Raw genomic sequence first — 26,218 nt, 5'->3', positions numbered from 1 at the left:
TACTATTTAAACAAAAAGACACCTATATGGTTTTGAGGTGTCTTTTTTGTTTCTATTTACATACGCAAGTTTCAATCTTCCCGTTGCTTATTCAACTGTATAAATAAGCTTTCCTGTTTTATCATATCCAACGATCGATTCAATGTCACGGATATTTCTTTTTATTATTTCAAAGAAATATTCCCCATATGTAGGAGCGATGCTAATTGATGTTTTGTCTTTAAATATAATTTCAACTGTTTTTATTCGAGAATCATTTATTGCCCCAAATACTCGAATAGGATATGTTGAAATGCGATTATACATCACTTGTAGAGGAATTTTACTATTGACATTGATCTCAGTTCTGTTTATAACATTGTAACCATTATTCGCTAGAACAACCTCGGCCATGCCTAAACGAAGTTTACTGTTAAGCATGAAACTAAAGAAGGTTGTTGTCTCATCTTTATTTTCTAAAATATGAAGATTTGAAACTTCTCCTGATAACTTTTTGAACCCTTTTCTTAGGGGCTGCCCTTTGTCATAAGCAGACTTCAATTCCTCACTAATTGCTTCGGATAAAGAATATTGCTTCACTTCTGAAATTGAAACCTTATTCAACAACAGATGGCTACCTGATTCATGTATTGGCGCAATTGACATCATTGAGACGAGTAACAACTTGGAAATGAAAATGCTCATGTCATCCAAATCCTTTCTTAAGGTTTATCATTAAGCTTGCCCGTAAGGAGAAAGGTTCATTCCTTGAAAAAAAGGACTAAAATTCGGAGTAATTCAACAAATACCCTTGTTGGATATACACTGCTACTAATGCTGTCATTGGAGTAATATGCAAATTTAGATACCTATAAAAGAGCACCAGACAATGCAATAATGAGGGCAACGCATTTGTTTGACGCGTTTTACATGTCGTTCCAGAAGGGGTAAAGCATTTTTTAGATGCAATCATATATCTGCAGGCAGATTTGAATTGCGAAGCAAGTCCTGATCCAACTGCCAGTTTTTGTCAAACGAAGCTTCATTTGAGTTGTAATTTGTACCTCCTTAAATCAATCACTTTCAATATTCACTTTGACATCCACAATTAAACTTTCATAACACCCCATTCTCAAATTGCATAAACCCAGCCAGTACAAAGTGGTTGTTCTAAAACAAGCTTCCGATAATTCGGAAACCTGTTTTTGTTGAACTATCGTTCGCCGTTAGTTGAATGTTCTGTAAGATATTTCTTTGCCATTTCCATGTCCTTTGTTTGTAGAACAATTCCATCTTCTTTATTGAGTATGAGATAAGTAGGGAATTTTTTAATGCCCAAAGCATGCGCCCATTTTTTAATTATTTCTTGGTCAATAGCCAATAGCTGTACTTGAAATTCTTTTTGCAAATCTGGTGATGAATTCTGAAAACGATTAAGTTCATCCCCTATTTTTCTAACATCTACTTGGTAACAAAACACCTGAAGGGCATAAGCATAGTTCAATTCCTTTTCAGGCATTAAGTTCTGAACCACTTCATCTTTACTTGGATTACATCCAACAAGTAATAAACAAGTGCCAAATAAAATTATTATTACAAAATATTTTTTAAGCATTCAAACACCTCCATAACCACGCAATTATTACCAATAGTTAGACATTGGTTTACCGAATTAGTTGCATTATCCTGCCCGTGGTGATTTCGGCAAGCAATGCAAGTTCTTGTCCTGCATCGGGAATGAATGTAAGTTCTTGTCCTAAGCCTTGGACAGAACCTGCATCGTTAAAACAAAAGGCCGCGTTATTCGCGGCTTCTAATGGATGTATGTTCTTGTCCCCAACATGATTTGAAATCATTCTGGACTTCCTATTTTCATAATGTCCATGAAGGGAACTTTGGTTATCTCACCGTTTTTCTGAACATGCACTAGCTTTGTCCTGGCATCCAATGCGACGATCAGCCCGTGTACCGGCTCATCCCATCCCCAAATAGTAAGGATCACTTCTGACTCTTCATTTAAAGCCTCAACCAACCTTTCACCGATCTCTTCGAGTATCGCCTCGTCCCGCGTTGGCCTTTTATCTTTAGATTTCTTCTTTGGTTTTTCCACTGGTGGCATGTTGCTCACTCCTTTGTATTACTTTCGAAGCCAAGGATATCTTTAGCCATTCTTGAAATATGCTTAGCTATCTCAGTTCTCATAACCTCACGTGTCATTCCAAATTTTTCGTTATATCCACGGCAAATATACCTATTATAAACGATCTCGTCGATTGTTTCGTCAGATATGACTCTTATACTTTTTGTTTTTAATTCCCGGCGCACATGGAACGACTCGAGGCTAACTCTATCCATCAAAGCCCGCATAAATTGAGCCATTATTTGATGCAGAGTTATTCGAGAGCCACTTATTTCGTCGAGACCTTTTTGAGTCATTGTAAGTATATGAGGGAACAAGATCGAATCCCTAATGAGTTTAAGCTCTTCGATCGTCGCCTTGCCTGTAGGTGCTTTATTATGGCGGTCCTGATATTGCTCTTGGTGCTCGGTTAACAACATCTTAGATTTCCAACGTTCGTTACCGTCTAGTTTTGTCATTTGTAGTGCCCTCCGATTTGACCGGATCGTTCTCTTGCCACACCGGATGCCAACAGTGACGAAGCGCGCATAATTGCTCCACTTCCATAACGATCTTTTATCTGATCCGTTGCCCGCTCAATGTCGTATGCCGCTGCCCGATCGTCAAAGAGTGTAAGTTGATACGTGCTATCGTCGGAGAGTTGTGTGAGTGAAATATAAAGATGGCTCACAGGAAGGCCCCGCCAGTTCTCAGTAAACAGCTTCATAGCAGCTTCAGCTACTTCGTGTGTGAGTGAAGTGGCATGAGGCAAAGTCAATTGCCGTCCAAACCCCGACGACCGCTCACCGTCTGTCTCGGCAGCTCCCACGGAAACGACCCGACCTTGATATCCGTGCCTCCTTGCCCGCCGACATACCTCTACAACCAATTCCAGAAGCACAACTTCGATATCGGGCAATTTGCGGTAAAGACTGCTCCGTAGCGCCTTGCCGTGACTGACTGATTTTAGATCGCCACGAATGGAAGCCACGACCGGACTCGGATCAATTCCGCGGGCCGTTTGCCAGTAGTATTCAGCTTGGATATCCGACTGTTTGCCCATTCGCTGCCTTAATCTCCTCTTGAAGTCAGGTAGCGGCATTCTGGCAACATCCCCGATCGACTGAAGTCCCATATACATGAAATTTTTGGTCATGCGGGATCCTACCATGAACATTTGATGTATAGGAAGCGGCCATAGATCGCGCTCTATATTGTCATAATCTAACCGAAATATCCCGTCAGGCCTTTTCTTCGAAAAGTTATCGGTCGCTTGTTTGGCGAGGATCTTGGTCGGTCCGATCCCCACCCGGGACCATACGCCAGTTGATAGCCGGACATGCTCTTGAATCTGATTCGCAAGCTTCTCCGCCGATCCGAACTGTCCAATTGTGCCGGTAACGTCCAAAAATTGCTCGTCGATACTGTATGGTTCAACCTGGTCCGTAAATGACTCAAATATCTCCGTAATCAATAAGGATATCGTTATATACCGCTGCATTCGCGGGCGTATTACAACAAGGTCGGGACATTTAGCCATCGCTTCCCCTACTCGTTCAGCCGTAGTGACGCCCTTTGACTTCGCGATCGGACAGGCAGCGAGTATAATGCCACTCCTACGTTCTGGATCACCCACGGCAACAGGTTTGTTTGCCAGTTCGGGATGTGCTGCCTTTTCACATGAAGCGTAAAACGATTGCCCATCGATTAGAAAAATCGTCCTGTCTTTATTAGGAGGCATAACGGCTCACCGGCTGCAGTGCCAGTATCTGATTGATTTCAAACTTACGAGGCGCTCGCTTATCGAGATCGTAGGCAAGTATGACGTCGTTTCTTACTGAACGGACAAGGATTCGTCTTTGAGTGATCTGGCCTTTACGATCTTGGTAAATGATCGTAACTGATTTCCCAGTGTACTTCTGCATAAGCCCTCAACTCCCCAAGGAATGATTCTTGCTGACATTATCCTTTTTCAGGACCTTAAGCGTTCTCGGACGTGTCGGTTCCCACTCAATTAATCCCTTTTTTAGCATGCTGGACAAGTGAGCGTGCATTGTACTTGATGAGGACATGCCAACTACTGCTGCTAATTCTCTTACTGTCGGAGAGTATTTATGGTTCGCAATATGCTTTTCGATCTGATCGATTATAAGTAATTGCTTTTTCGTTGGACCAACCAATCCATCACCCCAGTAAGAACATTTGTTCCCTTATTATATTCAGAACATATGTTCTTATGCAAGTGATAAAAAAAGCAGTGAGGTCATCCCTCCTGCTTTTATTAGTTCAACGGCTGAATTGATTAGATTGTCCGGCCAACTGCTGCTCCGCAATTTGTACCAAGCGCCGAGTGATGTTACCACCTATCCGGCCAGTATCTCTGGTCATCATGTTCCCGTAGTAGCCATCTTGCGGAATCGTGATACCGAGCTCCTGACATGCTTCGAATTTTAGTTGATCGAGCGCTTTTCGGGATTGCTGAACAACGAGCTGGCTGTTACGATCGCTTGCCATTATGATTTTCACCTCCACGATTTACCACGTATTATTCATCCCCTACTTTCCTGCTATGCATAAACTTACCGGGTTATCTGCAAGTTGTCCGATGCTACAATTATGGGACAAGAAAGGCGGAGATACCATGTTTTTAGTACCTATGTTACTTGAAAAACGTGAAAAACCATTCGATGATGAGCGGTACATATTCGAACCTAAGATCGACGGCCACCGTCTGATTCTTTCTATGGAAAATGGTATCGTCCGCCTCTTCACACGTCACAATAACGATGTAACCAGGCAATACCCGGAGCTTTATAACGTGCCGATCGAAGATGGAACAGACGTTGTCTTGGATGGTGAGGTCGCGTGTATAAATCCGGCTACAGGTACAATCGATTTCGAAATGGTTATGGAACGGTTCATAACAAAGAAGCCGCTGGCTATTACGGAAGCATCCGTAAGACAACCAGTTGTATTTTTCGTCTTCGATATTTTGCGGTACCGCGGTGAAGACTTGCGCGGCCGACCGTTGATGGAACGTAAATCGCTACTTACGGAAGTGTTGACGGAGAATAGGCATTTCAGTAAGGTAATTAATATAGAGGGCGCCGGCAACTCGATGTTCACCGCGATTAAGGAGAAGCAACTCGAGGGGATCGTCGCCAAACGAAAGAATAGCAAGTACGTGAGCCGACGGGATTCTAACTGGATCAAAATCATTAACTACAATTATGCCGAGGTACAGATCGCTGGATACCGAAAAAACCAGTTCGGCTGGCTTCTACAGCACCGTAATAAACCTGTTGGAATTCTGGAGTTTGCCGTCCCATCAGCGCACAAGAAAGCCTTTTACGGAGTAACAAAGGGATTAGTAACTGGAGAGGATCGTGATTTCGTATATATCGAGCCTAAGATTGCAGCTCAAGTACGGTTCCGTAATTGGACCCTAGCGGGGATGCTTAGGACTCCGGAATTTATTGATTTTTTAATTTAGGATTAATTTAAAAGTTGCGAATCTACGTCAAAGTGACAGTGATATTATTTATATGGAAATTTTTCTTTCATCAAAAACATTACTTAATCATTTTCTTTAGGGTAAACCAGATCGTCAAGACTTTTTAAGCTTGCTAAATACTCATTTGCTTCTTCACGAATATGTTTCAGTCCGCTTGATATGAATCTTTGTTGTCTTAATGAAACTAAGTTAAATCCAACCTTTTGTATTGAAACAAGTCTTTGAATCGCTCTATGGATAGGAATATACTTCAAATCAGTTAAATTGATACGTATTTGAAGCAAGTAATTCATTTGGATTTCCTCTAAAAGCAATGTCAATGCTTCTTTTGTTTCAGTATTAATGTCATCAACCATACTCGCCGCAATGCTTTCTCTATCTTTCAGTTCTTGAGGAACAGCCTCTAACATAATTTCAACAAACTTTCTATTTACCTTCAATTCTTCAATTACGATGACTGCTAAAGTCAATTGAGAGTCCTCGATTTTCTTCTTCTCATTGTTAATTTGACTTTGTATCTGAACTTGAGCAACAAAGTACGCCGCAATACCGCCAATAATACTCCCAATTAAGGATCCAGACAGACCAAAAAGCCCTAGCCATATAGTATCTAAAGGCTTTTCAAACAACTGTTCTTGAATAAAAATTGCTATTATCAAAAAAGATATGAAACAACCTAATGCTGCGCCAAGCGTAATTAATCCATAATTAATAAAGAATTTCTTCATTCGTACCTCTGATACATTTTGTCGAGAAACGTTTGAACTGCATCTGAGATTGCTTCTCCTGAATTATCAATATTTCCTTTAACTATTTGATCAAGTGTGACGGGGTCGGTACACTCCCCTTCATCGTCACCTCGAAGGTGATTACTTAAAGATGAAGGGGAGTCCCACTTTAAATCATCGGTTAATCCTTTTATCACTTGGAATGTTGAATTGGGATCTTTTCTTCCTGTATCCGTAACTGCAATTCTTGGGACCCCCAAGAGAAACTCTTTTCTAATTGCATAGTACGCTTTTATAAATTCTTGGATATCTTCAACAATGTACTCTTTATCACATTCGTCGCAGCTTATCATATTATCTCCGCTATTCAAGTCATCTGTAGATAAGTATACTCTGTTTCCACAAGTTGGCTTAGAGCACTCAAAGAAATAAATGATATCAAAAATCCCGTCTCGATTAGAAAAATACATGAAGAACTGAATCGAGTTTTCAACTGAAAAGCCCGAAAAATTGGCGAATCCATAAGGACTTACATTCTTCTTTCGCTGATCTAGAGATTGTTGAATAAATCTGTACAAATTATCAACAGAGGAGACAGGATAGTATTTGCGACAATTGGTTGTGTTATAAATATGCACTAACCTTTCGTACAACATAATCTTCCTTCTCCCTTCTTTTGTTCCTCATTTGAGAATAATAATGCAGTATCATTGTACCATTTTTTGACTCAATACGTACATCAACGAATTGTTCATCACCAGCTTTTTCATTAATATGCCAATGAAATCCTGCTTCATGCATCGCCTGAGTTTTATGTATCAATTCTTTTAACTGCCAAAAAGACTTTACGCTGTATATACTGGGAGACGTTTGTCGTTTCGAGATGACGCTTTCGTATGGTCTCCTTCACGGAATTGAAATTTAAAAATCCACCCTTTTTCAAATGCTGTATCTTCCATTGAATCAGCGATATCTTGATATACCACATTCTTTATTTGTTCGATGTACTCTTTTTTAACCTCCTTTACTTTCAAGTCATTTAAAAAAGAAACAATTTTCTTTTCCGTTTCCTTGGTTACACGACTATGTAGTATCTCCTCAGCTTCAGAACTCAATTCAGCAAACAATTCATAAATAGCCGAAGTTGAATCATCCTCGCTTATCTGGTTAATATTCAATTGTAATGGTTCGAACTTTTTGCCCTCAGTACCTATACCACCAAGAGTATCTAGAATTTGTTTAATTAACTTTAATGGCTCAGTTTTTATTAACTCAAATTGTTGGTGGCTGAAACGCAAAATGACAAGTCGTTGACGGACATTAACGGTAACTCCACAGAAAGCGACTCTCTTCCCATATAATTGATCAAGTGTGTCAATTCGTAGGAGAATATGAATTGCCTTTAATGTTCGCCTTGTTGTAAATTCGGAACGCACAGTGCAAAGGTTGATTAAATCAGTATTGTCGACCCAATTAATTAAGTTTTTAAGATACTCAATATTGGTGTTTTGTGCGAGATATTCATTCACTTCGTCACTATTTAAATGGACATCCCCAAAGAAGCTGTTATACCGAAATACCATCTGATAATTAGAATTAGCATAAAAAAGCTTTTCAAAGATAAACTCATCAATTTCATCATATGTAAAGCTTGGTTTTTCTAAAGCAAGTTCTTCTTGAATTATCTGTCTTACTTTGTCATATTTCTGAATAGTTGAACCCGCTGATATTCTTACGGTCCATTTTGGAACTTTATGTTCTCTAAAAAAATCTTCAAATTCTTGAATCTGTATATTTTTTAAGGCCGCTAAGGAAATCACCGATGAACTCCTCCGATTACTTTATTCGACAAATATCTTTCCTATATCTTCCGATATTTTACCTATTTTAGCAATCGGAATATCTGTTCCTCTATCATTTAGTAGCAATCAAACGACAAAAGAGCCCGAGACCGAAGCCCACGGGCTAAATGTAAAACTGGCCAGACTTTCTCTTCTCAACTTGGCAACGGTTTACAAAGTTAATATGGTCAATTAGAGGCTCAGGGCATAGTTCCAATATATAATGTGCTAAATCTAGCATTAGGGTGTATCCTGTTTCGTCAAATACGTTTATGCATTATAGACAATAATTAATTGTTCGACCACTTAAATGATTTACCGCGAAAATATGAGTAGCTATACTAGAGAAAGATCTTTTTTAGAACTCCAGTTTGAAGTTAATTGTTCGTGGAAACATTTCAACGATCACGATTGCATAAATTGCCGTTCCAGCAGAGTAAAAGTATCTTGTGTATCGATGCGGTCGCAGGATAGTGTTGAGCCTGTGTTGTCCAAATGACTGAGCGCTCGAATAACATTATACAATCGCCAATATGTTCCAAGATCCTGTCTACTTTTCAACTGTCTCGATGACTGCAGCAAGGAACGCGAGTGCAAGCCCCTGACCCCAGCCTTGAGCCCATTTACAGTCAATTTCGAGATACCCCTCGATATCGTTCATAATAGCGGTTCCGCCGGATACATTCATGACCCGCCCGTTCTCTCCTATATTTTCAAACAAGCCTTCTAATGCCTTTTGAATATACTTCGAATGCAGCGGATTTCCATGTATCACCATAGAGGCGGCAATGCCCGCTGTCGCCGATACTTCACCATAAGCACTTGGGTAATCTAGCACTGTGCCCCAGAGACCATCTTCCTTTTGCAGCATTTTGAGTGCAGCAAGCTGATCTCGCACTGAACTCCAGATATGCATCATACTAGGATACAAATAACCATCAGGAATCTCCCTTGACACACGGGACATCGTATATGCCGCCCAAGCGTTTGCTCGTGCCCAGTGAATCTCAGACATGTGATCCTTATTTATATGATTATATCCGTGATACCATAGACCATTGTTCTCATCCTGCAAATAGTTGATATGCCAGAAGAATTGATGCAGTGCATCGTCGATCCATCGCTTCTCCTTCAACATGACGCCGACGCGCAACATAAAATACGCTGCCATGAACAGGGTGTCCGCCCAACATTGCTCTGGAAAATCGTTTCTGGTCGACACAGTATGCTGTAGAACCCGGTCCCCAAACCTTAATGCACGATGCTCTAGATAATCGACTTTACTCAGTATAATATCGAGATATTTTGGGTCATTGGTCTGTTCGTAGAGGGTGAGCAGCATATGCCCCATCGCACAAGTGTTCACAGTCCAACTTGGAAGACCTACCTCGATATAATCATCGACCCAGTTGACCATCCGTTCTAAATGTGCCTTCTCGCCGCTTACTTCGTAAGCCCGACATACTCCGTAGAACGCAACACCACCTGGCCAGTCCCAAGTCAAATCCATTCCGAACGTAAAATCTGCTATTTGGCCCGCAACTTTTCTCAAATCATGAGCGGATGTCTGAATCTTCATTCGTTTATAGCCTCCATACCAACCAATTCTACATCGAGAGTTTAAGATTTACGGGTGAGCTCTACCGGTCCGAGCATACCAGACGGCAGTGATTTGCCATCATAACGGTTTGCCAAGCTGTTGGTTACTGAAACGCGTAGTACGTTTATACCTGGTCGCAGCTCGCGTTCGAGATCAAAAACGTACGGACTCCACATTCGTACGCCCATATCCTTTCCATTAACCCATAGCCGGACAATTTCTTGCACATCACCGAGATTCAGCAGAACCCCGTCTTGAATATCCATTTCGCCGATCTCTAAACGCCGCTCATAAATAACCGTACCCGAAAAATGCTCCATTTCCTGCCAATCCGTCCATGAAGATAGAACTGGCAGTTCGCCAGTCCATGGTCCATCAAGCACACACCAGCCAGCTGATAGCTCCTGAAGGCGCACAGAATTTCCTCTCATGCACACATTCGTTATCTCACTGTCTCTGCTTGGGTCGACAGCAACGACAAGACATTCTCTGCGCTCCATGTTTACTACGATGATCAGTTCCCCGTCTGCTTGGGCAACCGTTGCGGGTTCGCTTTCACCTGTCCAAGGATACCAATATTCCACCGCACCTGAATGCTTCAAACGCAATATGCCTTGATAATTTGCCTCGCCTTCATTAACGATAACGTAGAATAGAATGCCTTCCTTTGTCACCTTGCTAATTCGGATGGATTTGGATGCGGGTTCAATTACAAATGATCTACACTGCCTGTCGGCTAGAACTTTTGGAATTCCCTCCTCATCGTCGACTTTCAACTGGCCGATGTCAGACGTCTCGTTCCTTCCATCATTCAGTTCAATGACTATCCCACCTTGTTTTACAAAAGTTTCAAGTGTCTTCCACGTTGATGGAGCCACCTGCCGACCATCCTCTATCAAAAGTGCTTTATACATGTACCCGTAAATTTCAAGCACACCGTTGTTGTAATCGCAAGAACTACGCAACAGATCTTCTTCTAAATAATTGAACTCAATTTGCCCTTCGTACATTGGTTTTGCTATTCTCCATGGTAGGTATGCGGCGCCAGCCAAAATCGCCACTTCCGTACAGTTCATAGAGTCTGTCATAAGCCAACTCATCCGCTTGATGTAGCGAGAAAACAGTTTGTAATCCGACCACCAAATATTATTAGGTCCAGCGTCTGGTGGTCGTTCGTCACGGCGCTCCTCACGGATAGAATAATAAAAAGCGTGCGGACTGATCAGATTGACACCTCTTACAAACAACCAGTCCAAATACCACTTCATATTGTCCGCACTTAGAGACCAGCCACCAACGGCTCCACACACACCGAAGCATTCGTTCAGGTTTCTTCTTTTGCCTCGATGACGTGCAGAGTCTGACGAACACTTACCCATTGTGCTATGATCACCGATGAGAGACTTGTCCTCCTCCGGTGCAATATATCGCCATACGACGTCCTGTCCCGGGATATGAAAGTCTTTGAGAAGACCGATGTCGTTACTGCCCGCCGGATGCCCGGTCAACCCGATACCATGCGCATCACACCAATCAGCAAGAGACTTGTAATACGTTCGAGAGAGCCGATTCCTGATCATCGCTTCATATTTGTGCCGAATATGAAGCGTATTCTCTCCAATGCTGAACCATAGTGCTGGCAGATCACTTTCCTGACCCCCAGCCGCGAGATACTCCTCCAAACAACCTCGCGTCCATGGCTTTAATCCCTCTCGATGACCACGCCCAAGTAAATCTGGCTCGTCGGTGAACATGGCGATTACGGTTGATCCAAAATACGGGCTGAGCTTCTGATAATAAGCCTCATGTGTCAATGAGATAAATGCCTGAACCGCGTCCGGATTCAGCAGGTCGGCTGCTAAAGGCGCATTTGTCTCATCGTCATCCTGACCGTGATGGATGCCACGGATATTACCTTTAGTATAGGTTTCAATAAAGACGAGGACCGACCACTCACCGGAACCATCAGGAGGAGTGAAAGTTACACTCTCCCCTCCTCCTTCGAGTATAAGCACTCTTTCCGCTGCAATCTCTTCACGGGAGGTCATACGAACAGCTTGAATCGATACAAGAGACTCTCCCGGAAGAATTGTAACCGGAACGCATATAGAACCGCCTTCATTCCCACAAGGATATTCTTGCAGCAATAATCCGCGACTGGCATAATTTTGATTCTGCTTCACAACCATTCCACATGCAGAACCGGAAGGATACATCCCCTCATCGTAAAGGATGACTTTCATTCCCAATGCCGCAGCTTCTGCAACAGCTACTTCGACTAATTCCATGTACGGCTCTGAGAGGTAGGGCATTTCCCGCGGAAGCCCCATTCTTGGATGAATGACGAAACCATCCACTTCCTTAGAGTGAAAGTCATATATTTGACGAACAATCTCGTCTTTGGACAACTCATCGTTCCAAAACCAGAACGGCATCGGACTGAATTCGACTGGCGGGTCAATAAATTGCTGTTTCATTAACTCGAATTCTTTCATATTGTGTGCCTCGTTAGTATAGGATCATGAATGCGTTGATCATGCCTCATGCCCTGCTCTCCGCTCCTACTTGCTTCAATAAAACTTCCAATGAAGTGCCGCCCAACTCTCCAGATGCGCATTCAATACCATTCAAATAAACGCGTAGTCCATGTCCTTTTCCATAACGCGTCCCGTCGCGATCATAGAGGACTGTTACTGTATGTCCACGGTAATTCAAATTATCTAAACAAAAATAATCCCATGAGTTAACCGGCACCAGTGGCCGAACTTCAAGCACGTCATCCTCACGAGGCCGTATACCAACAAGTCCAGATATAATTAGATCGTTAAAGGTAGAATGGTTGTAATCCTTACCGCGTTCTCGACCTCCCTTATCTTCTCTCCATCCCCAAGACTCTAGAATACGACGCGACAGCCATTTACCCGTATATGGGTCTAGGTTTTCATCCAACCAAGAAACTCGGGTTCCGTCCTCACATACACGGTAATGCGACGCCGCATACGTCCGCAGTAATTGTAAATAATCCGTTTCGCTGATGTAGGTTTGGACGTAGTTGTTCAGCAAATTCGCCATAGCCGTCAAAGTTTGTGACGTGGCGAATGGCCAAGAAGGACCATTCCACAGACACTCATGGGTATGTTCGTACATAAACCTAGGGTGCCGTTTCTCTGCAGTTGTCGGACCATACGGCGCAAGGAACCCTTCTGAATCCATCAGTTGTTTCCATGCAACTTCATAGCCATGATCAGGTAAATTAAAATACCACGGAATATACCCGATTTGTTCGCGCACATTTGTGCTTGCATCCATTTTGTCAAAATTCCACTCGGTCACGTTGGACTTTGCATCAGCTAGCGGCACGACTTTAAAGAACTCATCTTGTGGGTCCCATAGTTTGGTATGAACAAGTTCCTTCAGCCTTTGCGCATAAGCTTCAAACTCGTTTAATACTTTCTGATTTCCAGCGATTCTAGCAATCTTCGAGATTGCTACTGCATCCGCATACAAATAAGAATTCAACGTTGGGCGCAGACCCGACCCACTGATGGAGAGTTCCATCGCATCTCGATCATCATGCGACCAAAATAAACCGCTATCGTTCAAGTGCGAGGCGACCCATGCTCGATAATGGTTGACGAAATCCGGAAGGAGTTCTATGGCGAATGCGAAATCACCGCTTACTTTCGAATAATTCCAAACAGCATCAACTATCCATGAGCTGTAAGATCGTACACTTCCTCCCCCACGAAACCAAAACAAAATATAATCCTTTAAGAAATCACCATTGTGCTTCAGCCAACGCCCTTCGTTCAAGTGATGACCTACTGCGCAATTGATGGAGTTATGCTTACCAGACCAATTTACGTCAGGATGAAACTCTGTCACAATATATCCGTCAGTCGTCAATTTGATATGCTTGCGGTAAACCCACCATCTAAAATAATATGTTTCTTCCAACTCGTGTTCGGGACACTCGAACAGCGGCATTTGCTCTTTAAGCCACTCCCATGCATGGACGTTATCAATATGCTGAATTACGGTCTCTTCGTCCATACCGGAGAAGCGATCAATGTAAGAGCGGAATTTCTCAGTATTCAAAATCATAGAACTCTCTCCTCGTCATCTGTTTTTTATCAATTGGCTGGTAATATCATGATTATCATCGTTCCGATTCCCGGCTCGCTTTGGATGTCCAACTTTGCTGCATCTCCATACTTGGCAGCAAGCACCCGTTTAACGTAGTTCATACCGATTCCCAACCCTGCTTTGCGCTGAGCTGTCTGAGTTGTATTTAACAACTGATGGATCGTATCCGGTGACATCCCTGCACCATTGTCTTGGACTATGATCTCGATATGATTCGTCATTTGGATTTGCACGCGGATATAACCGTCGTCACTTAATCCGTGATAAAGCGAATTTTCTACAAGCGGCTGCAAAATAAAGCGCGGAATCACAGTATTCATCGTATCTTCGTTCACGAAGATTTGCACATCGAATTGAAAATCATATCGAATTTGCTGAAGAATCAAATACTGATTTAATGCTTCCACTTCTTCTCCGATTGTGGAAGTTTGACCGAGTTTACCAAGGTTATAATGAAGGAGTTTGTTTAACGCAAGCGTAACTTTATCGATTTCTGTTTGTCCGTTCATAACTGCGAGCCAATGTACTGTATCTAACGTATTCATGAGAAAATGAGGGTTTATCTGATAAAGCAATTTCTCTACTTCTAGATCTGCCTTTACCCTCTCTTTGTTCTCAATCTCACGAAACAATTCCCAAATCTGTTCCTTCATTGATCGTAACTGCAGGAGCAGGTGATCGAATTCGGGAATCCGGGTAGGAACGATAGCAAAATGAGTGTGATTTGAATGCTGGTAAAATTGCTTAATCTCCCTATTGAACGTATTCAATGGCTTATAAAGCATTTTCCACAGTAATATGGCTAAAAGGAACACAATCAAAGTGAAGAATAACGTAAAGATCGTCATTTGAACGTACCAACGGTTGATTTCCATGTTGTATTTCGTTTTGGGCACAACTGATACGATACTCCAGCCTTGCGCGCTCTTAATCTTAAACCAATAGTTCGCATTGTCCGATCCGGACGCCATGCCACTCTGATTATTCGAAAAGATATCGTTTCTTCTGTACTGTTCAGGTAAGTCGGTATAAGCAATCCTCCCATCATTATCCAGAATAAGATGGGAAAGATCGCTGCTATATTGATTACTATCGAACAAATTCTGGGTAAGGTGCAGTCCGCTCTCGATATAGATATAAACATCATCATGATTTGGTAAATCCACTTTGCGAAGAGCAGATAAAACAAACTGGTTATCGAACCTGCTGTTGCTGATATGCGGACCGTAATAGCTTATGCCGTAATACTTCGCCATCAGAGGGAGTTTCTCCAAACTAAATCCATCCTTGACGGGGGAGTTCTCGAACATAATGCTATTATTCGAAGTAAAGAAATACAAAACCAACCCAATATTCGGATTCGTAAAAGTGACAAGACTCATTTGACTTTTCAACTGCTCTGTAATTTGTGATCGTTCGAACGGCTTTTGGGAAAGCAATAACTCATTAAGCTCTTGGCCAATCGTACCTTCAAAAGCTAGCTGTTGCGAAACATGATTCAAATTGGTAAAAGTATTTTCGAGGGACATCTCCACTTGCGCCAAATTGTTCTCATACCCTTTTTTGACCTTATTAGAGAGTATAGAGTCTAGTGTGAAAAAGGAAATTAGGCCAATACTAACGAATGGAATCATGGAGCATAGAAGAAAAAGGATCACGATCCTTTTCTTTAAAGTCATCGCGATCCCCCGTCTCGAAACGATTTTCGAAATTCGCTTGGAAGACTCCCGGTTTGGTCGCGGAAAATCCGACTAAAATACCTTTCGTCCATATAACCCGTATTCTCGGCTATCCATTGAACGGTCTTCCCAGTTCCGATTAAATAAGTCTTCGCTTTTTCAATTCGAATCTTTCGCAAATAATCATTAAAGGTGATCCCAACGATATCTTTAAAACATTGGCTGAAATAACTTCTGCTTATGCCAACTCGGGAAGCGATATCCGCCGCAGTGACCTGCTGGTTCAGTTCGTTTTGCATAAAATCGATCGCTTTCATGACGGCAGCACCCACCTCCGGAGAAACATTCCGCTTTCGAATATGGTCGCGGATGTCCTGTCGGATTCGAGTGAGCCATTGACCAATCTCTTCACCGTTTGCTGGCAATTTGATTATCATCGACTTATCTGACTCAAACACACGGTTCCAATCGTATACCCATTCTGCAAGTAGTGTGACCCACTTCGTCTGCGGCAGTCTCACCGCGTTCCATTCCTCTAAGATTGTACGAAACAACGCTTCATTCTGAATCCATTCGAAGGATTTCAATGCTTTTTTCCACTGGTTCAGTGTTTCTTCAGAAACATCATTATAGAAGCTACCGTTTTCGTCGGTTACTTTGGCGATTTCCCTATCTTTCACTGTTGGCTGAGATGTACGGATTCTGCTCGCAATTCGTTCCAGCACTTTATCGAATTTTTCCTGCTCAAGCTGCACTTTCGCAATATAGTCAATGGCACCAAGGCGCAGTGCTTCTTGAATATATTCGAAATCCTGATGCATAGTCAGGATGACAATGTGAATATGCGGATATCGCTCACGCACTTCCCTCATCAATTCAATTCCTGTCATGACTGGCATAGCCAAATCTGTCAACAATAGATCAACTTCATGGGACTCCAAGAACTCTAACGCTTTGGTACCATTGGCGGCTTCTCCGACCACTTCCATATCAAAGTCCCGCCATGGCATTGCCGAGATAATCCCCTTACGTACCAGTCGATCGTCATCTACCACCAGAACATTAGTTATGGCAAAACCGCCTCCTCTTGTTGCTAGCTAAATTATATTCGATCCATGTCCCCTTTCTCATCATTTTTTGTATTTAACTGTTACTCTTTAACCGATCCCAGAGTGATTCCGTGAATGAAGAACCTTTGAAGGAATGGATATATCGCCAACACGGGAATCATTGCAATGAAGATTTTCGCTGCATTTAGCGTCTGATTGGACATTTCGTTCAACGTCTTGAGCTGATCCTCTGTCATTGTCTGTGTATTGATGACTACAACCAGTTGTTGGATATACGTTTGAAGTGGATAGTGGTCACCTTTCGAAGTCAGTACAAGTCCGTTGAAAAATTCGTTCCAATGATAAACGATTGTAAATAAAGAGATGGTAGCCAAAACAGGTACAGATAAAGGAATGAACATTTTAATCATCATATTCCACGGTCCTACGCCATCCACCAAAGCAGCCTCTTCCATCTCCTTCGGCAAATTACGGAAGTAATTGATCACCAGTATGACATTAAAGACCGGAAGTCCGCCACCAAGCACAAGTGCCCAGATACTATCTATAAGATTCAAAGATTTAATGGTCATGTACCAAGGAATTAATCCGCCATTGAACAACATTGCAAAGACCAATATCCACATGAGAACGTTACGAATTCTGAATTCTTTCGTACTTTTGGAGAGAGGGTAAGCCATCGACACAATAATAACAAAGTTGACAATTGCGGCTAAACTAACTCGTTCAACCGAAATCAGAAACGAGTGAAAAAACTTCATGTCTCCAACTATCTGCTTATACGAATGCATATTGAATCCGACTGGCCATAATCGAACTTCTCCTGCGGTAGCAGCTGCTTTTTCACTAAGAGATACTGCGAGTGTATACCACAATGGTAAAACGCAAAAAAATGCGATGAGGCATAGTAAGATGATAAGCGAAATATCGAAAATTTTAGATGAGTACGTTTTTCCCTGGACCATGAACTGCCCCCCCTTTTTTAGAAAATGCGATAGTTAGCAAATTTGGATGCGAGCGTGTAGGAGACAACGATAAGCACGAAGCTGATCACGGATTTCAACAATCCAGCTGCGGTCGCCAGTCCATATTGCAAATTCAGGAGACCAGTTCGATATACCCAAGTATCGATAACATCTCCTGTCGAGTAAACGATCGGATTGTATAAATTGAATATTTGGTCAAAACCAGCATTCAGCACATTCCCCAGGCTGAGCACGGCTAAAAGGACGATAGTCGTTGAAATCCCCGGAAGCGTGACGTGCACCAAGCGCTTGAATCGTCCAGCACCATCAATTGCAGCAGCTTCATAAAGCGCGGGATTAATACCGGCAAGTGCCGCCAAGTAAATAATGGTATTAAACCCAAATTCTTTCCATGTATCACTTCCAATGATTAGAAAAGGGAAAAGACCAGGCTTCGCAAAGAAAATAATCGGATTAATACCAAATATTGCTAGAACTCCATTGACCGGTCCATTGTGAGAAAACACGTCCAGTAGAATCCCCGATAGAATGACCCAAGACAGAAAATGAGGCATGTAGACGATTGTTTGTATCCATCGCTTTAATACTGTCACCCGAAGTTCGTTCAACAATAAGGCGAAAGTCAAGGGAACAATGAGATTTGAAACGATTTTGCCTACCGCGATAACAATTGTATTGATGAAAATCGTCTTGCTGTCATTCATCAGAAACAAGTATTCGAAATTATCCAACCCAATCCATTCCGATCGAAAAAATCCGCGTGTTGGGTTAAAATCTTCGAACGCGATCACAATTCCGAACATCGGAACAATACTGAACAAGATTAGCCATGCGAAGCCGGGAATTAGCATTAAATAATAGTGTTTTACAAAAGCGCGGTTTCTCATTCACATCACTCCCCGGATTCTCTATTTTAGAGAGAGCGCCGACCACGCCGGCGCTCTCTTTTAACTTTTTATTGTTGAACGGCTTCTGCTACCTCTTGAGTAACTAAATCTCCGCCCTGCTTCTTCCAATCGGCTACGAATTTATCGAAGTCGTCCAGCGGGGACGCGCCCATAATGATCTTGAGGAACGTCTCGTCTTCGAGTTTCTTCAAATTCGCCCAGCGGCTCTCCATCGTTTTCGTCTGCGAATAGATCAGACTGTAAACTTTGTCGTAATCCCCTGTGTAGTATGGAACTCCGACCATGAGCGAGTACAACCGACTCCATGCCCCTAGGTCGGCCGAAGGGTTCCAACCGTCAAGATCCAGCTTGTCGTATGGCTCAAGTTTCACTTTCTTGATGTTCTCCAAGTCGTTCTTCAGAAGTTTGTACTCCGTCAAATTAGCGTAATCCGAAGGTTGCTTCGTTCCTGCAAGCACGTCCCGGAGCGCCTGTGCGCTGAACTCAGACTCGTCCACCGCAGCTTGTACTACACGCAGTGGATAGTTGGCAATATTCACGGTCGAAGAACTGAATTTTGGTCCTTCGTCTCTTACGAGCAAGTTCAACATTTTCACAGGCACTTCTGGATGTTCATACCCTTTGCGAACAACGACCCAATTATGGGTTGTCGAAGGCATATGCGCATTAAAGCGGCCGTTTGCATCGAGCGGCAGCGTGTACGACTGCCAGTTCGCCTTTGGATCATTTTTGATCGCGTCCGGAAGCGGCCAGTAACCCATCCACCAAGGACCAAAGAAAATACCAGATTTTCCGGCGACAACAGGTTCCGTAGCATCTTTGCGGACGCTCATCTCCGGATCGACCAACCCTTTGCTGTAAAAGTCCCGCAATTTGGCCAATGCCTCTTTCGTCTCGGGCTGGATCGAACCGTAGGCCGGTTGTCCGTTAGCATCCTTGAGCCAATATCCCGGATAAGAATGGAGCGAACTGAATATCGGGTCAAAACCAAATGTATTGTTAGTCTGCGTCAAAAACGTCGCATAAAGTTGGCCTCCGCTTTGTGGTCCAGAGATGCCAAAGGTATCCTTCTTCCCATTTCCATCAGGATCTTGTTCAACGAACGCTTTCGCTACTTTCTCGAGATCGTCAAGCGTTTTGGGCACTTCGAGACCGAGTTTGTCTAGCCAATCTTTTCGAATCCACATCGTATGGACTCCGTCGGCTTGAACGCTGATGCCAGGGATGCCGTAGAGCTTGCCATCGAATGTCGCAGTCTGCAGAGCTCGGCCTTCCGTCTTGTCATTGAGTTCCTTCATCAGCGGCGATGCGTAATCGTTAAAAGTCTGCGTTAAGTCTTCTAGCATGCCGGCTTTCACCATTTGGCGCAACTGCGTGTCATTTACGACCAAAGCGTCTGGAAGCGAGTTGCTTGCAATTGACAAATTTACTTTCTGGTCATAGTCATTGCCGTTTGCCGCGGTCCAGGCGATTTTGGTGTCAATGTTCAAATTTTCCTTGATGTAACGGGTGTACTCGTTATTCTCAGGAGTGTCACCTGCAGGTAATGATTTGTCCGATGGATCTACCGCTTTACCGATATTGATGGTAATCGCTTGGTCGTATTTGCCGAACGGATCAGCCGCTTCAGAAGCTTCCGAAGTACCACTTGCAGTTGCAGTCGCGGAAGCGCTGCTCTCTACTGAACTACTCGGTGACGAATCCCCAGTCTTGTTGTTGCAAGCACTCAGCGCAACAGTGGAAATAACAAGCATTAAAAGCAACATCTGTTTCCTTTTCAACCATACCCCTTCTTTCGCTTTAATTTGTTTGGACTTGCTTAATAAAACTAACATAAAAAAACCGCTTTCTTGTGCAGAGAGCGGTTTCGAGATTATTGTGACAAATGTACGCATTCATCGCCTTAATAATAAAGCCATTGCCAATGAATCTGACAATTGCCTATTGTATGAGACGACAAATGTCAACATGAATAGTGAAATCTTAGACATCTCTGGCGCTACCAATAGAGTTACTTACTTATCTTGCGTAATTAGATTCGCCCATTTCTTCATTAATAAATAAGAGAGCCATCACTCATCAATGATGATTTGTGGCAGCTCTCTGTGTGAATAGATTTGTACTTGTAAACCTGTTGACGACTCTACGTCGATATCGTTATTTTCCTACATAGATAGTTAGTTAGTTAGTTAGTAGTTAGTTAGTTTCCATATGTCTCTAGTTCAGAGATGACCACATGTTTATAATATAAATTCGCTCCGTTAATTTTAAGTCTTAAACCCTTAACATTGGATCTGGAAGTAAAGGGTATATCTACTGTTTCAACAGTTCCATCACTGTATGAATAAGTCAAGTTTGTTTTTGAAGCCACTGTCGTCCATGTGCTTCCGTCAGTTGTAATTTGAACATCATAGTCTGTAGGCGCTTGCCTTTGACTGTATATTGTTTTTACATTTACATCATTTATTGTCTGTCCTGTACTCCAACTCAATGTAGCATAGTATGGGAATGTTGGGTTGTCAGCACTAACTAATGAAGTACTAGTGGTCCCATCATTAACATAACTCGCAACTGATCCAGAATGAAGACTGGTAGCCGATGCTGTTGCTGAAGTAGCGGAATTCCCTGAACTTGCAGGTAAATCCAATTTGATCACCTGAGAGGCGCTGACTGGAATACCCCAGGTTCCGTCGCTGTTTGTTGTAACCGTAACATTCCCCTGACTTACCCAATTTCCATTTGTGTCCTGATATCCATAAGTAGCAGAAGTTGGCGCGACGCGGGTATAATACGTAACCGTAGTGCCAGTATCAGACAGGAGATAATATGAATTTCCCTTATTCACCACAAGTCCAACGGAACCATTGCCTTTAGAATCTGCAGCATCAGACTTAAAACCAATACTCTGTCCTTTTAAAGTCTTTATCGATAAATAGCTGGCTACAGGTTTATCGGTCTCGATATTAAAAGCTATCATTTCTGAAGCTGCTGCTTGAGCTATCACCCAATAGCCATTACTAAAAGCAAGCTGTAATCGTTTGTTTTTCTGAGCACCATATTTCAGAGTTGGCATCGTTCCAAGGGTCCAATTTAAGTAATCCGGTTTAAAATTGACGTAATCTGCGTTAGGTGTTTCGTACATACCGTATTGATAACAATTTCCGAAAGCATCGTTAAGTTCCCAAGCTTGCAGCCACCCACTGTTTGCAATCGCTGCAACGGTGACTGATGTCAGGTTATCAGCATTTCCTCCGGATTCAGTTTCGACCTTTAAAGAAGTAGGTGAGCTATTTAGATAACCCAATTTACTTGAAATGCTTGTGCTATAATCGTCAAAACCTACAAAATCATAATTTGAAATAGCGCGATAATCGGGTTTTTGCTGATGCTGACCAACTACCATAACATAATTTGAACTCTTAACTGCAGCGGCAAGTTCAGACATCCAACTATCTGGAATATTGTGCGTTTCATTCTCAATCATTAATGAAATCACTCTGTGAGTGGTATCCGCTGTAGCTAAATGATTACACAAAGCGGTTAAAGTAGCTTTCTCCCATGTCTTAAGATTTGTGCCAGCAGTGCCCGTTTTAGTCGCATAGAATACATAATGCGAAGTTTTTGCGCTAGCTGGTGGTGTTCCTTTCGTATTCCAATATGTCGACCAGTCTTGAAGGTATTGTGGAACCTGAGTAGCCCATCCAGCTCCATAACCGGGCAATCTAGTTCCGCCTCCTGTATCTGTGCCCATCCAAGTAAAACTTATGCGAAGACTATACTTTTGGCCCCAGGAAATATATTTGTCAATTAGTGTCCAATCATACACACCCTGAGATGTTGGTTCTATATCATTCCAGTTTAGAAATAAACTGATCATGCCGTATCCTGCATTTTTTGTTTTTTCAAATACATTTTCAAGCCAGTCTTGAGGCAAAGGAGTCGTGTATCCGTTAATTGCATTATCATTAAAACCCTTTAGCTGCCACGTCCCCATGTTTTCTACGTTCTCATACATGAAAGGCATTCCATCAACCTCCACATATGACTTTCCGTTACTACCGGTTACAATTTTAGATACAACTACTTGGGCAGCACTCGCCTTATTGGTTACCATTCCGACTGAAATCATTAACAAGGCACTCATGATCAAGACTACCGCTTTTTTCAAACTCTTCGTCAACATAGAATCTTACCTCCCTGGTTTGTAATGCAACTTAAAACTATTAGCATCACCAAGATGTCAATTCTAAAAGCCCATTCCTTTGCTGTTAATTTCTAGCCTTATTAAAAACTAACATAAAAAAACCACCCTCCTGTGCAGAAAGTGGTTTCGTATTTATTGTGACAAATGCTTGTGCACTTGGGATTTACAGATTGATGTACCCCAACGCATCGGACAAAAGTCTATCGTTTAAGATGACAATAGTCAATAAGAACAGAGGAAACATTTACACGTCTGGAACTTCACATAATAACTTGCTAGCGTAAAGTTGCCATTACTTCTTGCGTAATTTGATCACCTCCCTGCTTCTTCCAGTCGGCGACGAACTTGTCGAAGTCGTCTAGAGCAGCCACCCCCATGATGATCTTGAGGAACGTCTCGTCTTCGAGTTTCTTCAGGTTCGCCCATCGGCTCTCCATCGTCTTCGTCTGCGAGTAGGTCAGGCTGTAAACCTTGTCGTAATCTCCTTTGTAGTAAGGAACTCCAACCATCAGCGAGTACAGCCGGCTCCATGCCCCCAGGTCAGCCAACGTATTCCAAGCGTCGATATCCAACTTGTCGTATGGCTCCAGTTTCACTTTTTTGATGTTCTCCAAGTCGCTCTTCAGAAGCTTGTACTCCGGCAAATTGTTGTAATCCACGGGTTGTTTCGTTCCCATAAGTACATCCCGAAGCGCCTGAGCAGTGAACTCTTCTTCGTCCACCGCTGCTTGCACGACACGAAGCGGATAGTTACCAGCACTAATTGTCCAAGAGTAGAAAACCGGTCCTTCGTCTCGAACGAGCAAATTCAGCATCTTCACCGGCACTTCTGGATGTTCGTAACCTTTACGGACAACGACCCAGCTATGAGTAGTCGAAGGCATATGAGCATTGAAACGGCCATTAGCGTCAAGCGGAACTGCATATGATTGCCAATTCGCCTTCGGATTTTTCCTTATTGCATCCGGCAACGGCCAGTAGCCCATCCACCAGGGACCAAAAAAAATGCCGGATCTACCTGAAATGACAGGCTCCGCCGCATCCTTGCGGACGCTCATCTCTGGATCGATCAATCCCTTGGCGTACAATTCACGCAATTTACCCAACGCCGTTTTCATCTCTGGCTGAATCGAGCCGTAAATCGGCTGTCCGTTAGCATCCTGGATCCAATATCCCGGAAAGGCATGGAGCGAACTTAATATCGGATCGAAACCGAAAGTGTTATTAGTCGGGCTCAAACACGTCCCATACAGTCGGCCACCGCTTTGAGGTCCGGAAATGCCAATGGTGTCGTCTTTACCATTACCGTCGGGATCTTGTTCAACGAATGCTTTTGCTACCTTCTCCAGATCATCCAGCGTTTTGGGCACTTCGAGTCCGAGCCTGTCTAGCCAGTCTTTGCGGATCCACATCGTATGGACTCCATCAGCTTGAACATTGATGCCAGGGATGCCATACAACTTACCATCGAATGTCGCGGTCTGCAAAGCCCGGCCTTCCACTTTGTCGTTTAGTCCTTTCATCAATGGTGAAGCGTAATCGTTGTATGCCCGTGTCAAGTCCTGCAACATTCCGGCTTTTACCATTTCGCGGAGCTGTGTATCATTAACGGTTAACGCATCAGGTAGCGAGTTGCTGGCGATTGATAGACTTACTTTCTGATCGTAGTCTTTTCCGTCTAATCCAAACCATAAGACATTCGTCTCAATATTTAATTGGTCTTTCACATATCGACTATACATATTGTCTCCCGGTGTGTCGCCAGCAGGCAAACTGTTATCCGCCGGGTCTACCGATGTTCCGATACGGATCGGAACAGTCAGTTCGTATTTACTGAATGGTCCCTTTGCCTCTTCGGAGAGTGACCTGTCGTCGGTTTGACCGGAAAAACGGCACCCACTTAGAATAAAAACAATGCAGATTGTAATCATGCCGCTTTTGCAGTATATGCGCAACCCATAGCCCTTCTTTCAGCTGTTTAAGTAATTATTTCCCTTTCAATTTCAAAGAAAAAGCATTGATTCTAGAAATCTAATTCTTTCTGAATGTATGTTCGCCACTCGTTATTTTCTTTGATATATCTAATATACCCCAAGTCTTTTAAAGTTTTTTTGTATTCATTAATCATCTTAAAGGCCATATGATCGGGGTTGCCATCATAAACAAAATTAATCATATCTCGAATAGCAGCTCTGCTCCACCCCGTCCCATTTAATTTTGAATCATTAAAAATATAATTGAATGTATTAACTAAATACTTTCTGTAGTTACCTGTCGGATTTTCTCTTTGACTCCTTAAATATAAAAGTTTCTTATTCTTTTGATCTTCAGTCATTTTATCATCCCATTCATAACTACTTTTGTGCTACTTATATTTATTCCCCAAGATCTCTACCGCTATTAATTATCAATTATCTCATACCAGAGCATTATCGACAAAACGCTAGTGATTTGATTTAACTGAAGTATTCATATCTTGTTGATACTAAAAAATAACACAGTAAATAAACACACCGTATAGAGAGTAATCTATACGGTGTGTTTACATTTTATAGTGACATGAGCTCAATAATTTCCTCGGACAGTGTCCTGGAACCCAGAAGAACCTTAATAATTCTCAAAGGTTCACTTGATGACCAATCAATCTCCTTTAATTTTCGGACACTTTTTTGTAAAGTTGCATTATCTATTGATCGTTTATTGGTTACAACTAATTTCTTATTTGAGGACGGTCTCTCACAAAAGGATAATATGTTTGCTGCTCAACACCCATAAGTTTACAACGTAAAACACCGGCCAGTCTGATTGCAGGCATGTTTTACGTAATTTCATTTGATTTCATCTAAATTTATTTCTAAATCTATTACTTTCTTTTCATCATTACTCGTGAGAAACGCCTCAGTGTAAATTATTTTATCTACGGGCTGAATTTCAAAAACTCTGTCCTTATCATAACTATGTACTTGATTTTTAACTAATGTCCCTGAGATACCAACAAAACTATTCACAATTTCTGGCCGAGTTAAACCATCTCCAAGGACTACACCCACTAATGGGTCAGAGTGAACAAACTTAACGGATTGATCGCCTGTATACACCAATTCCGTATGAACATTTATTTTTGATTTTTCTATTTTTTCTATTTTAACTAGGAGTGTAAATAAATCGGATGACATTTCCTTTTCGAAAGGCTTATTTTCCTTGCTTTGGCTTTGACACCCAGTAATTAACAAGAGGAAACAATATATAAATATAAAAAATTTCATCTTAATACATCCCTTCTCATTGAGAAAAAAATGAGACTCTGATATACAGAGTCTCTTCTATTAAATTAATTGATGCAGGACGGTTTCGTATTACACCTGTAGGACGGGGGGGGGGGGGGGGGGGCAAACAAAAAAGCACAAAAAACCCCATATTTAGGTTTTTTGAAAAAAACCGATT

The 26,218-nt window shown here is 42.3% G+C and carries 24 protein-coding genes and 1 pseudogene; 1 reads left to right on the top strand and 24 read right to left on the bottom strand.

Going from position 1 to position 26,218, the window contains the following annotated elements; all coding sequences use genetic code 11:
• Window positions 1-87: 87 nt before the first annotated feature.
• The 8 genes from D7Z26_RS06785 to D7Z26_RS06745 form a co-directional block, all read right to left on the bottom strand.
• Window positions 88-684, bottom strand: a complete 597-nt coding sequence (locus tag D7Z26_RS06785; RefSeq protein WP_120975318.1) for a hypothetical protein — start codon at window positions 682-684, stop codon at window positions 88-90.
• A 508-nt stretch (window positions 685-1,192) separates the two neighbouring features.
• Window positions 1,193-1,594, bottom strand: coding sequence for a hypothetical protein (locus D7Z26_RS06780; RefSeq protein WP_120975317.1), 402 nt, complete (start codon window positions 1,592-1,594; stop codon window positions 1,193-1,195).
• Window positions 1,595-1,643: 49 nt separating this feature from the next.
• Window positions 1,644-1,835, bottom strand: coding sequence for a hypothetical protein (locus D7Z26_RS06775; RefSeq protein ID WP_120975316.1), 192 nt, complete (start codon window positions 1,833-1,835; stop codon window positions 1,644-1,646).
• The gene (locus tag D7Z26_RS06770) at window positions 1,832-2,098 is read right to left on the bottom strand and encodes a YolD-like family protein (RefSeq protein WP_120975315.1); all 267 of its coding nucleotides are present in this window, start codon (window positions 2,096-2,098) and stop codon (window positions 1,832-1,834) included. The genes D7Z26_RS06775 and D7Z26_RS06770 overlap by 4 nt, the downstream gene beginning before the upstream one ends.
• Window positions 2,099-2,103: 5 nt before the next feature.
• Window positions 2,104-2,577 carry a hypothetical protein gene (locus D7Z26_RS06765; RefSeq protein ID WP_120975314.1) on the bottom strand — a complete coding sequence of 158 codons (474 nt, stop codon included), beginning with the start codon at window positions 2,575-2,577 and terminating at the stop codon, window positions 2,104-2,106.
• Window positions 2,574-3,839 (bottom strand): DNA polymerase IV, encoded by a 1,266-nt coding sequence (locus tag D7Z26_RS06760; RefSeq protein WP_120975313.1) that lies wholly within the window; start codon window positions 3,837-3,839, stop codon window positions 2,574-2,576. The genes D7Z26_RS06765 and D7Z26_RS06760 overlap by 4 nt, the downstream gene beginning before the upstream one ends.
• A gap of 190 nt (window positions 3,840-4,029) precedes the next feature.
• On the bottom strand, window positions 4,030-4,278 hold the full coding sequence (locus tag D7Z26_RS28080) for a LexA family protein (RefSeq protein ID WP_120975312.1): 249 nt from the start codon (window positions 4,276-4,278) through the stop codon (window positions 4,030-4,032).
• 106 nt (window positions 4,279-4,384) lie between these two features.
• A complete protein-coding gene (locus D7Z26_RS06745; RefSeq protein WP_120975311.1) occupies window positions 4,385-4,612 on the bottom strand; it encodes an alpha/beta-type small acid-soluble spore protein in 228 nt (75 codons plus the stop codon).
• 127 nt (window positions 4,613-4,739) lie between these two features.
• Between D7Z26_RS06745 and D7Z26_RS06740 the strand changes: the two genes are divergently transcribed.
• A complete protein-coding gene (locus D7Z26_RS06740; RefSeq protein WP_120975310.1) occupies window positions 4,740-5,591 on the top strand; it encodes an ATP-dependent DNA ligase in 852 nt (283 codons plus the stop codon).
• 83 nt (window positions 5,592-5,674) lie between these two features.
• Here D7Z26_RS06740 and D7Z26_RS06735 read toward each other — a convergent pair whose 3' ends face one another.
• The 16 genes and pseudogenes from D7Z26_RS06735 to D7Z26_RS06665 form a co-directional block, all read right to left on the bottom strand.
• Entirely contained in the window at window positions 5,675-6,340 is a 666-nt protein-coding gene (locus D7Z26_RS06735; RefSeq protein ID WP_120975309.1) for a hypothetical protein, read from the bottom strand.
• Window positions 6,337-6,996, bottom strand: coding sequence for a hypothetical protein (locus tag D7Z26_RS06730; RefSeq protein WP_120975308.1), 660 nt, complete (start codon window positions 6,994-6,996; stop codon window positions 6,337-6,339). The genes D7Z26_RS06735 and D7Z26_RS06730 overlap by 4 nt, the downstream gene beginning before the upstream one ends.
• Window positions 6,997-7,185: 189 nt before the next feature.
• Window positions 7,186-8,160, bottom strand: coding sequence for a hypothetical protein (locus D7Z26_RS06725; protein WP_120975307.1), 975 nt, complete (start codon window positions 8,158-8,160; stop codon window positions 7,186-7,188).
• 571 nt (window positions 8,161-8,731) lie between these two features.
• Window positions 8,732-9,760, bottom strand: coding sequence for a glycoside hydrolase family 88/105 protein (locus tag D7Z26_RS06720; protein ID WP_120975306.1), 1,029 nt, complete (start codon window positions 9,758-9,760; stop codon window positions 8,732-8,734).
• 41 nt (window positions 9,761-9,801) lie between these two features.
• Entirely contained in the window at window positions 9,802-12,276 is a 2,475-nt protein-coding gene (locus D7Z26_RS06715; protein ID WP_120975305.1) for a glycosylhydrolase-like jelly roll fold domain-containing protein, read from the bottom strand.
• Window positions 12,277-12,322: 46 nt separating this feature from the next.
• Entirely contained in the window at window positions 12,323-13,885 is a 1,563-nt protein-coding gene (locus D7Z26_RS06710; protein WP_199731674.1) for an MGH1-like glycoside hydrolase domain-containing protein, read from the bottom strand.
• Between the two features lie 29 nt (window positions 13,886-13,914).
• Window positions 13,915-15,462, bottom strand: coding sequence for a sensor histidine kinase (locus D7Z26_RS06705; protein ID WP_325050445.1), 1,548 nt, complete (start codon window positions 15,460-15,462; stop codon window positions 13,915-13,917).
• Window positions 15,463-15,602: 140 nt separating this feature from the next.
• Entirely contained in the window at window positions 15,603-15,905 is a 303-nt protein-coding gene (locus D7Z26_RS28075; RefSeq protein WP_407643494.1) for a helix-turn-helix domain-containing protein, read from the bottom strand.
• A 399-nt stretch (window positions 15,906-16,304) separates the two neighbouring features.
• A pseudogene (locus D7Z26_RS28070) lies at window positions 16,305-16,676 on the bottom strand (response regulator); the annotation flags it as partial.
• Between the two features lie 80 nt (window positions 16,677-16,756).
• The gene (locus D7Z26_RS06695) at window positions 16,757-17,641 is read right to left on the bottom strand and encodes a carbohydrate ABC transporter permease (protein ID WP_120975302.1); all 885 of its coding nucleotides are present in this window, start codon (window positions 17,639-17,641) and stop codon (window positions 16,757-16,759) included.
• 17 nt (window positions 17,642-17,658) lie between these two features.
• Window positions 17,659-18,549 (bottom strand): ABC transporter permease, encoded by an 891-nt coding sequence (locus D7Z26_RS06690; RefSeq protein ID WP_120975301.1) that lies wholly within the window; start codon window positions 18,547-18,549, stop codon window positions 17,659-17,661.
• A gap of 68 nt (window positions 18,550-18,617) precedes the next feature.
• Window positions 18,618-20,351, bottom strand: a complete 1,734-nt coding sequence (locus tag D7Z26_RS06685) for an extracellular solute-binding protein (RefSeq protein WP_325050437.1) — start codon at window positions 20,349-20,351, stop codon at window positions 18,618-18,620.
• Window positions 20,352-20,770: 419 nt separating this feature from the next.
• Window positions 20,771-22,753, bottom strand: coding sequence for a galactose-binding domain-containing protein (locus D7Z26_RS06680; RefSeq protein ID WP_120975300.1), 1,983 nt, complete (start codon window positions 22,751-22,753; stop codon window positions 20,771-20,773).
• Window positions 22,754-23,049: 296 nt separating this feature from the next.
• Window positions 23,050-24,729: an extracellular solute-binding protein gene (locus tag D7Z26_RS06675; RefSeq protein ID WP_233566696.1), complete on the bottom strand. Its 1,680-nt coding sequence runs from the start codon at window positions 24,727-24,729 to the stop codon at window positions 23,050-23,052.
• A 68-nt stretch (window positions 24,730-24,797) separates the two neighbouring features.
• On the bottom strand, window positions 24,798-25,109 hold the full coding sequence (locus tag D7Z26_RS06670) for a hypothetical protein (protein WP_120975299.1): 312 nt from the start codon (window positions 25,107-25,109) through the stop codon (window positions 24,798-24,800).
• A gap of 493 nt (window positions 25,110-25,602) precedes the next feature.
• The gene (locus D7Z26_RS06665; RefSeq protein WP_120975298.1) at window positions 25,603-26,040 is read right to left on the bottom strand and encodes a hypothetical protein; all 438 of its coding nucleotides are present in this window, start codon (window positions 26,038-26,040) and stop codon (window positions 25,603-25,605) included.
• Window positions 26,041-26,218: the final 178 nt, after the last annotated feature.

Origin of the sequence: Cohnella endophytica (assembly GCF_003628305.1) — a bacterium.
GTDB lineage: Bacteria > Bacillota > Bacilli > Paenibacillales > Paenibacillaceae > Cohnella > Cohnella endophytica.
The sequence above is the reverse complement of the archived record's forward strand: the minus strand, read 5'-3'. Positions and strand labels throughout refer to the sequence as shown.

Bases quoted from the DNA above. Each gene is read 5' to 3' on its own strand.
- D7Z26_RS06765 (WP_120975314.1), bottom strand. From the start codon at position 2,577: ATGACAAAACTAGACGGTAACGAACGTTGGAAATCTAAGATGTTGTTA.
- D7Z26_RS06780 (WP_120975317.1), bottom strand. From the start codon at position 1,594: ATGCTTAAAAAATATTTTGTAATAATAATTTTATTTGGCACTTGTTTA.
- D7Z26_RS06715 (WP_120975305.1), bottom strand. From the start codon at position 12,276: ATGAAAGAATTCGAGTTAATGAAACAGCAATTTATTGACCCGCCAGTC.
- D7Z26_RS06760 (WP_120975313.1), bottom strand. From the start codon at position 3,839: ATGCCTCCTAATAAAGACAGGACGATTTTTCTAATCGATGGGCAATCG.
- D7Z26_RS06690 (WP_120975301.1), bottom strand. From the start codon at position 18,549: ATGAGAAACCGCGCTTTTGTAAAACACTATTATTTAATGCTAATTCCC.
- D7Z26_RS06735 (WP_120975309.1), bottom strand. From the start codon at position 6,340: ATGAAGAAATTCTTTATTAATTATGGATTAATTACGCTTGGCGCAGCA.
- D7Z26_RS06680 (WP_120975300.1), bottom strand. From the start codon at position 22,753: ATGTTGACGAAGAGTTTGAAAAAAGCGGTAGTCTTGATCATGAGTGCC.
- D7Z26_RS06720 (WP_120975306.1), bottom strand. From the start codon at position 9,760: ATGAAGATTCAGACATCCGCTCATGATTTGAGAAAAGTTGCGGGCCAA.
- D7Z26_RS06695 (WP_120975302.1), bottom strand. From the start codon at position 17,641: ATGGTCCAGGGAAAAACGTACTCATCTAAAATTTTCGATATTTCGCTT.
- D7Z26_RS06775 (WP_120975316.1), bottom strand. From the start codon at position 1,835: ATGATTTCAAATCATGTTGGGGACAAGAACATACATCCATTAGAAGCC.
- D7Z26_RS06670 (WP_120975299.1), bottom strand. From the start codon at position 25,109: ATGACTGAAGATCAAAAGAATAAGAAACTTTTATATTTAAGGAGTCAA.
- D7Z26_RS06740 (WP_120975310.1), top strand. From the start codon at position 4,740: ATGTTTTTAGTACCTATGTTACTTGAAAAACGTGAAAAACCATTCGAT.
- D7Z26_RS06745 (WP_120975311.1), bottom strand. From the start codon at position 4,612: ATGGCAAGCGATCGTAACAGCCAGCTCGTTGTTCAGCAATCCCGAAAA.
- D7Z26_RS06710 (WP_199731674.1), bottom strand. From the start codon at position 13,885: ATGATTTTGAATACTGAGAAATTCCGCTCTTACATTGATCGCTTCTCC.
- D7Z26_RS28075 (WP_407643494.1), bottom strand. From the start codon at position 15,905: ATGCAAAACGAACTGAACCAGCAGGTCACTGCGGCGGATATCGCTTCC.
- D7Z26_RS06785 (WP_120975318.1), bottom strand. From the start codon at position 684: ATGAGCATTTTCATTTCCAAGTTGTTACTCGTCTCAATGATGTCAATT.
- D7Z26_RS06730 (WP_120975308.1), bottom strand. From the start codon at position 6,996: ATGTTGTACGAAAGGTTAGTGCATATTTATAACACAACCAATTGTCGC.
- D7Z26_RS06665 (WP_120975298.1), bottom strand. From the start codon at position 26,040: ATGAAATTTTTTATATTTATATATTGTTTCCTCTTGTTAATTACTGGG.
- D7Z26_RS06770 (WP_120975315.1), bottom strand. From the start codon at position 2,098: ATGCCACCAGTGGAAAAACCAAAGAAGAAATCTAAAGATAAAAGGCCA.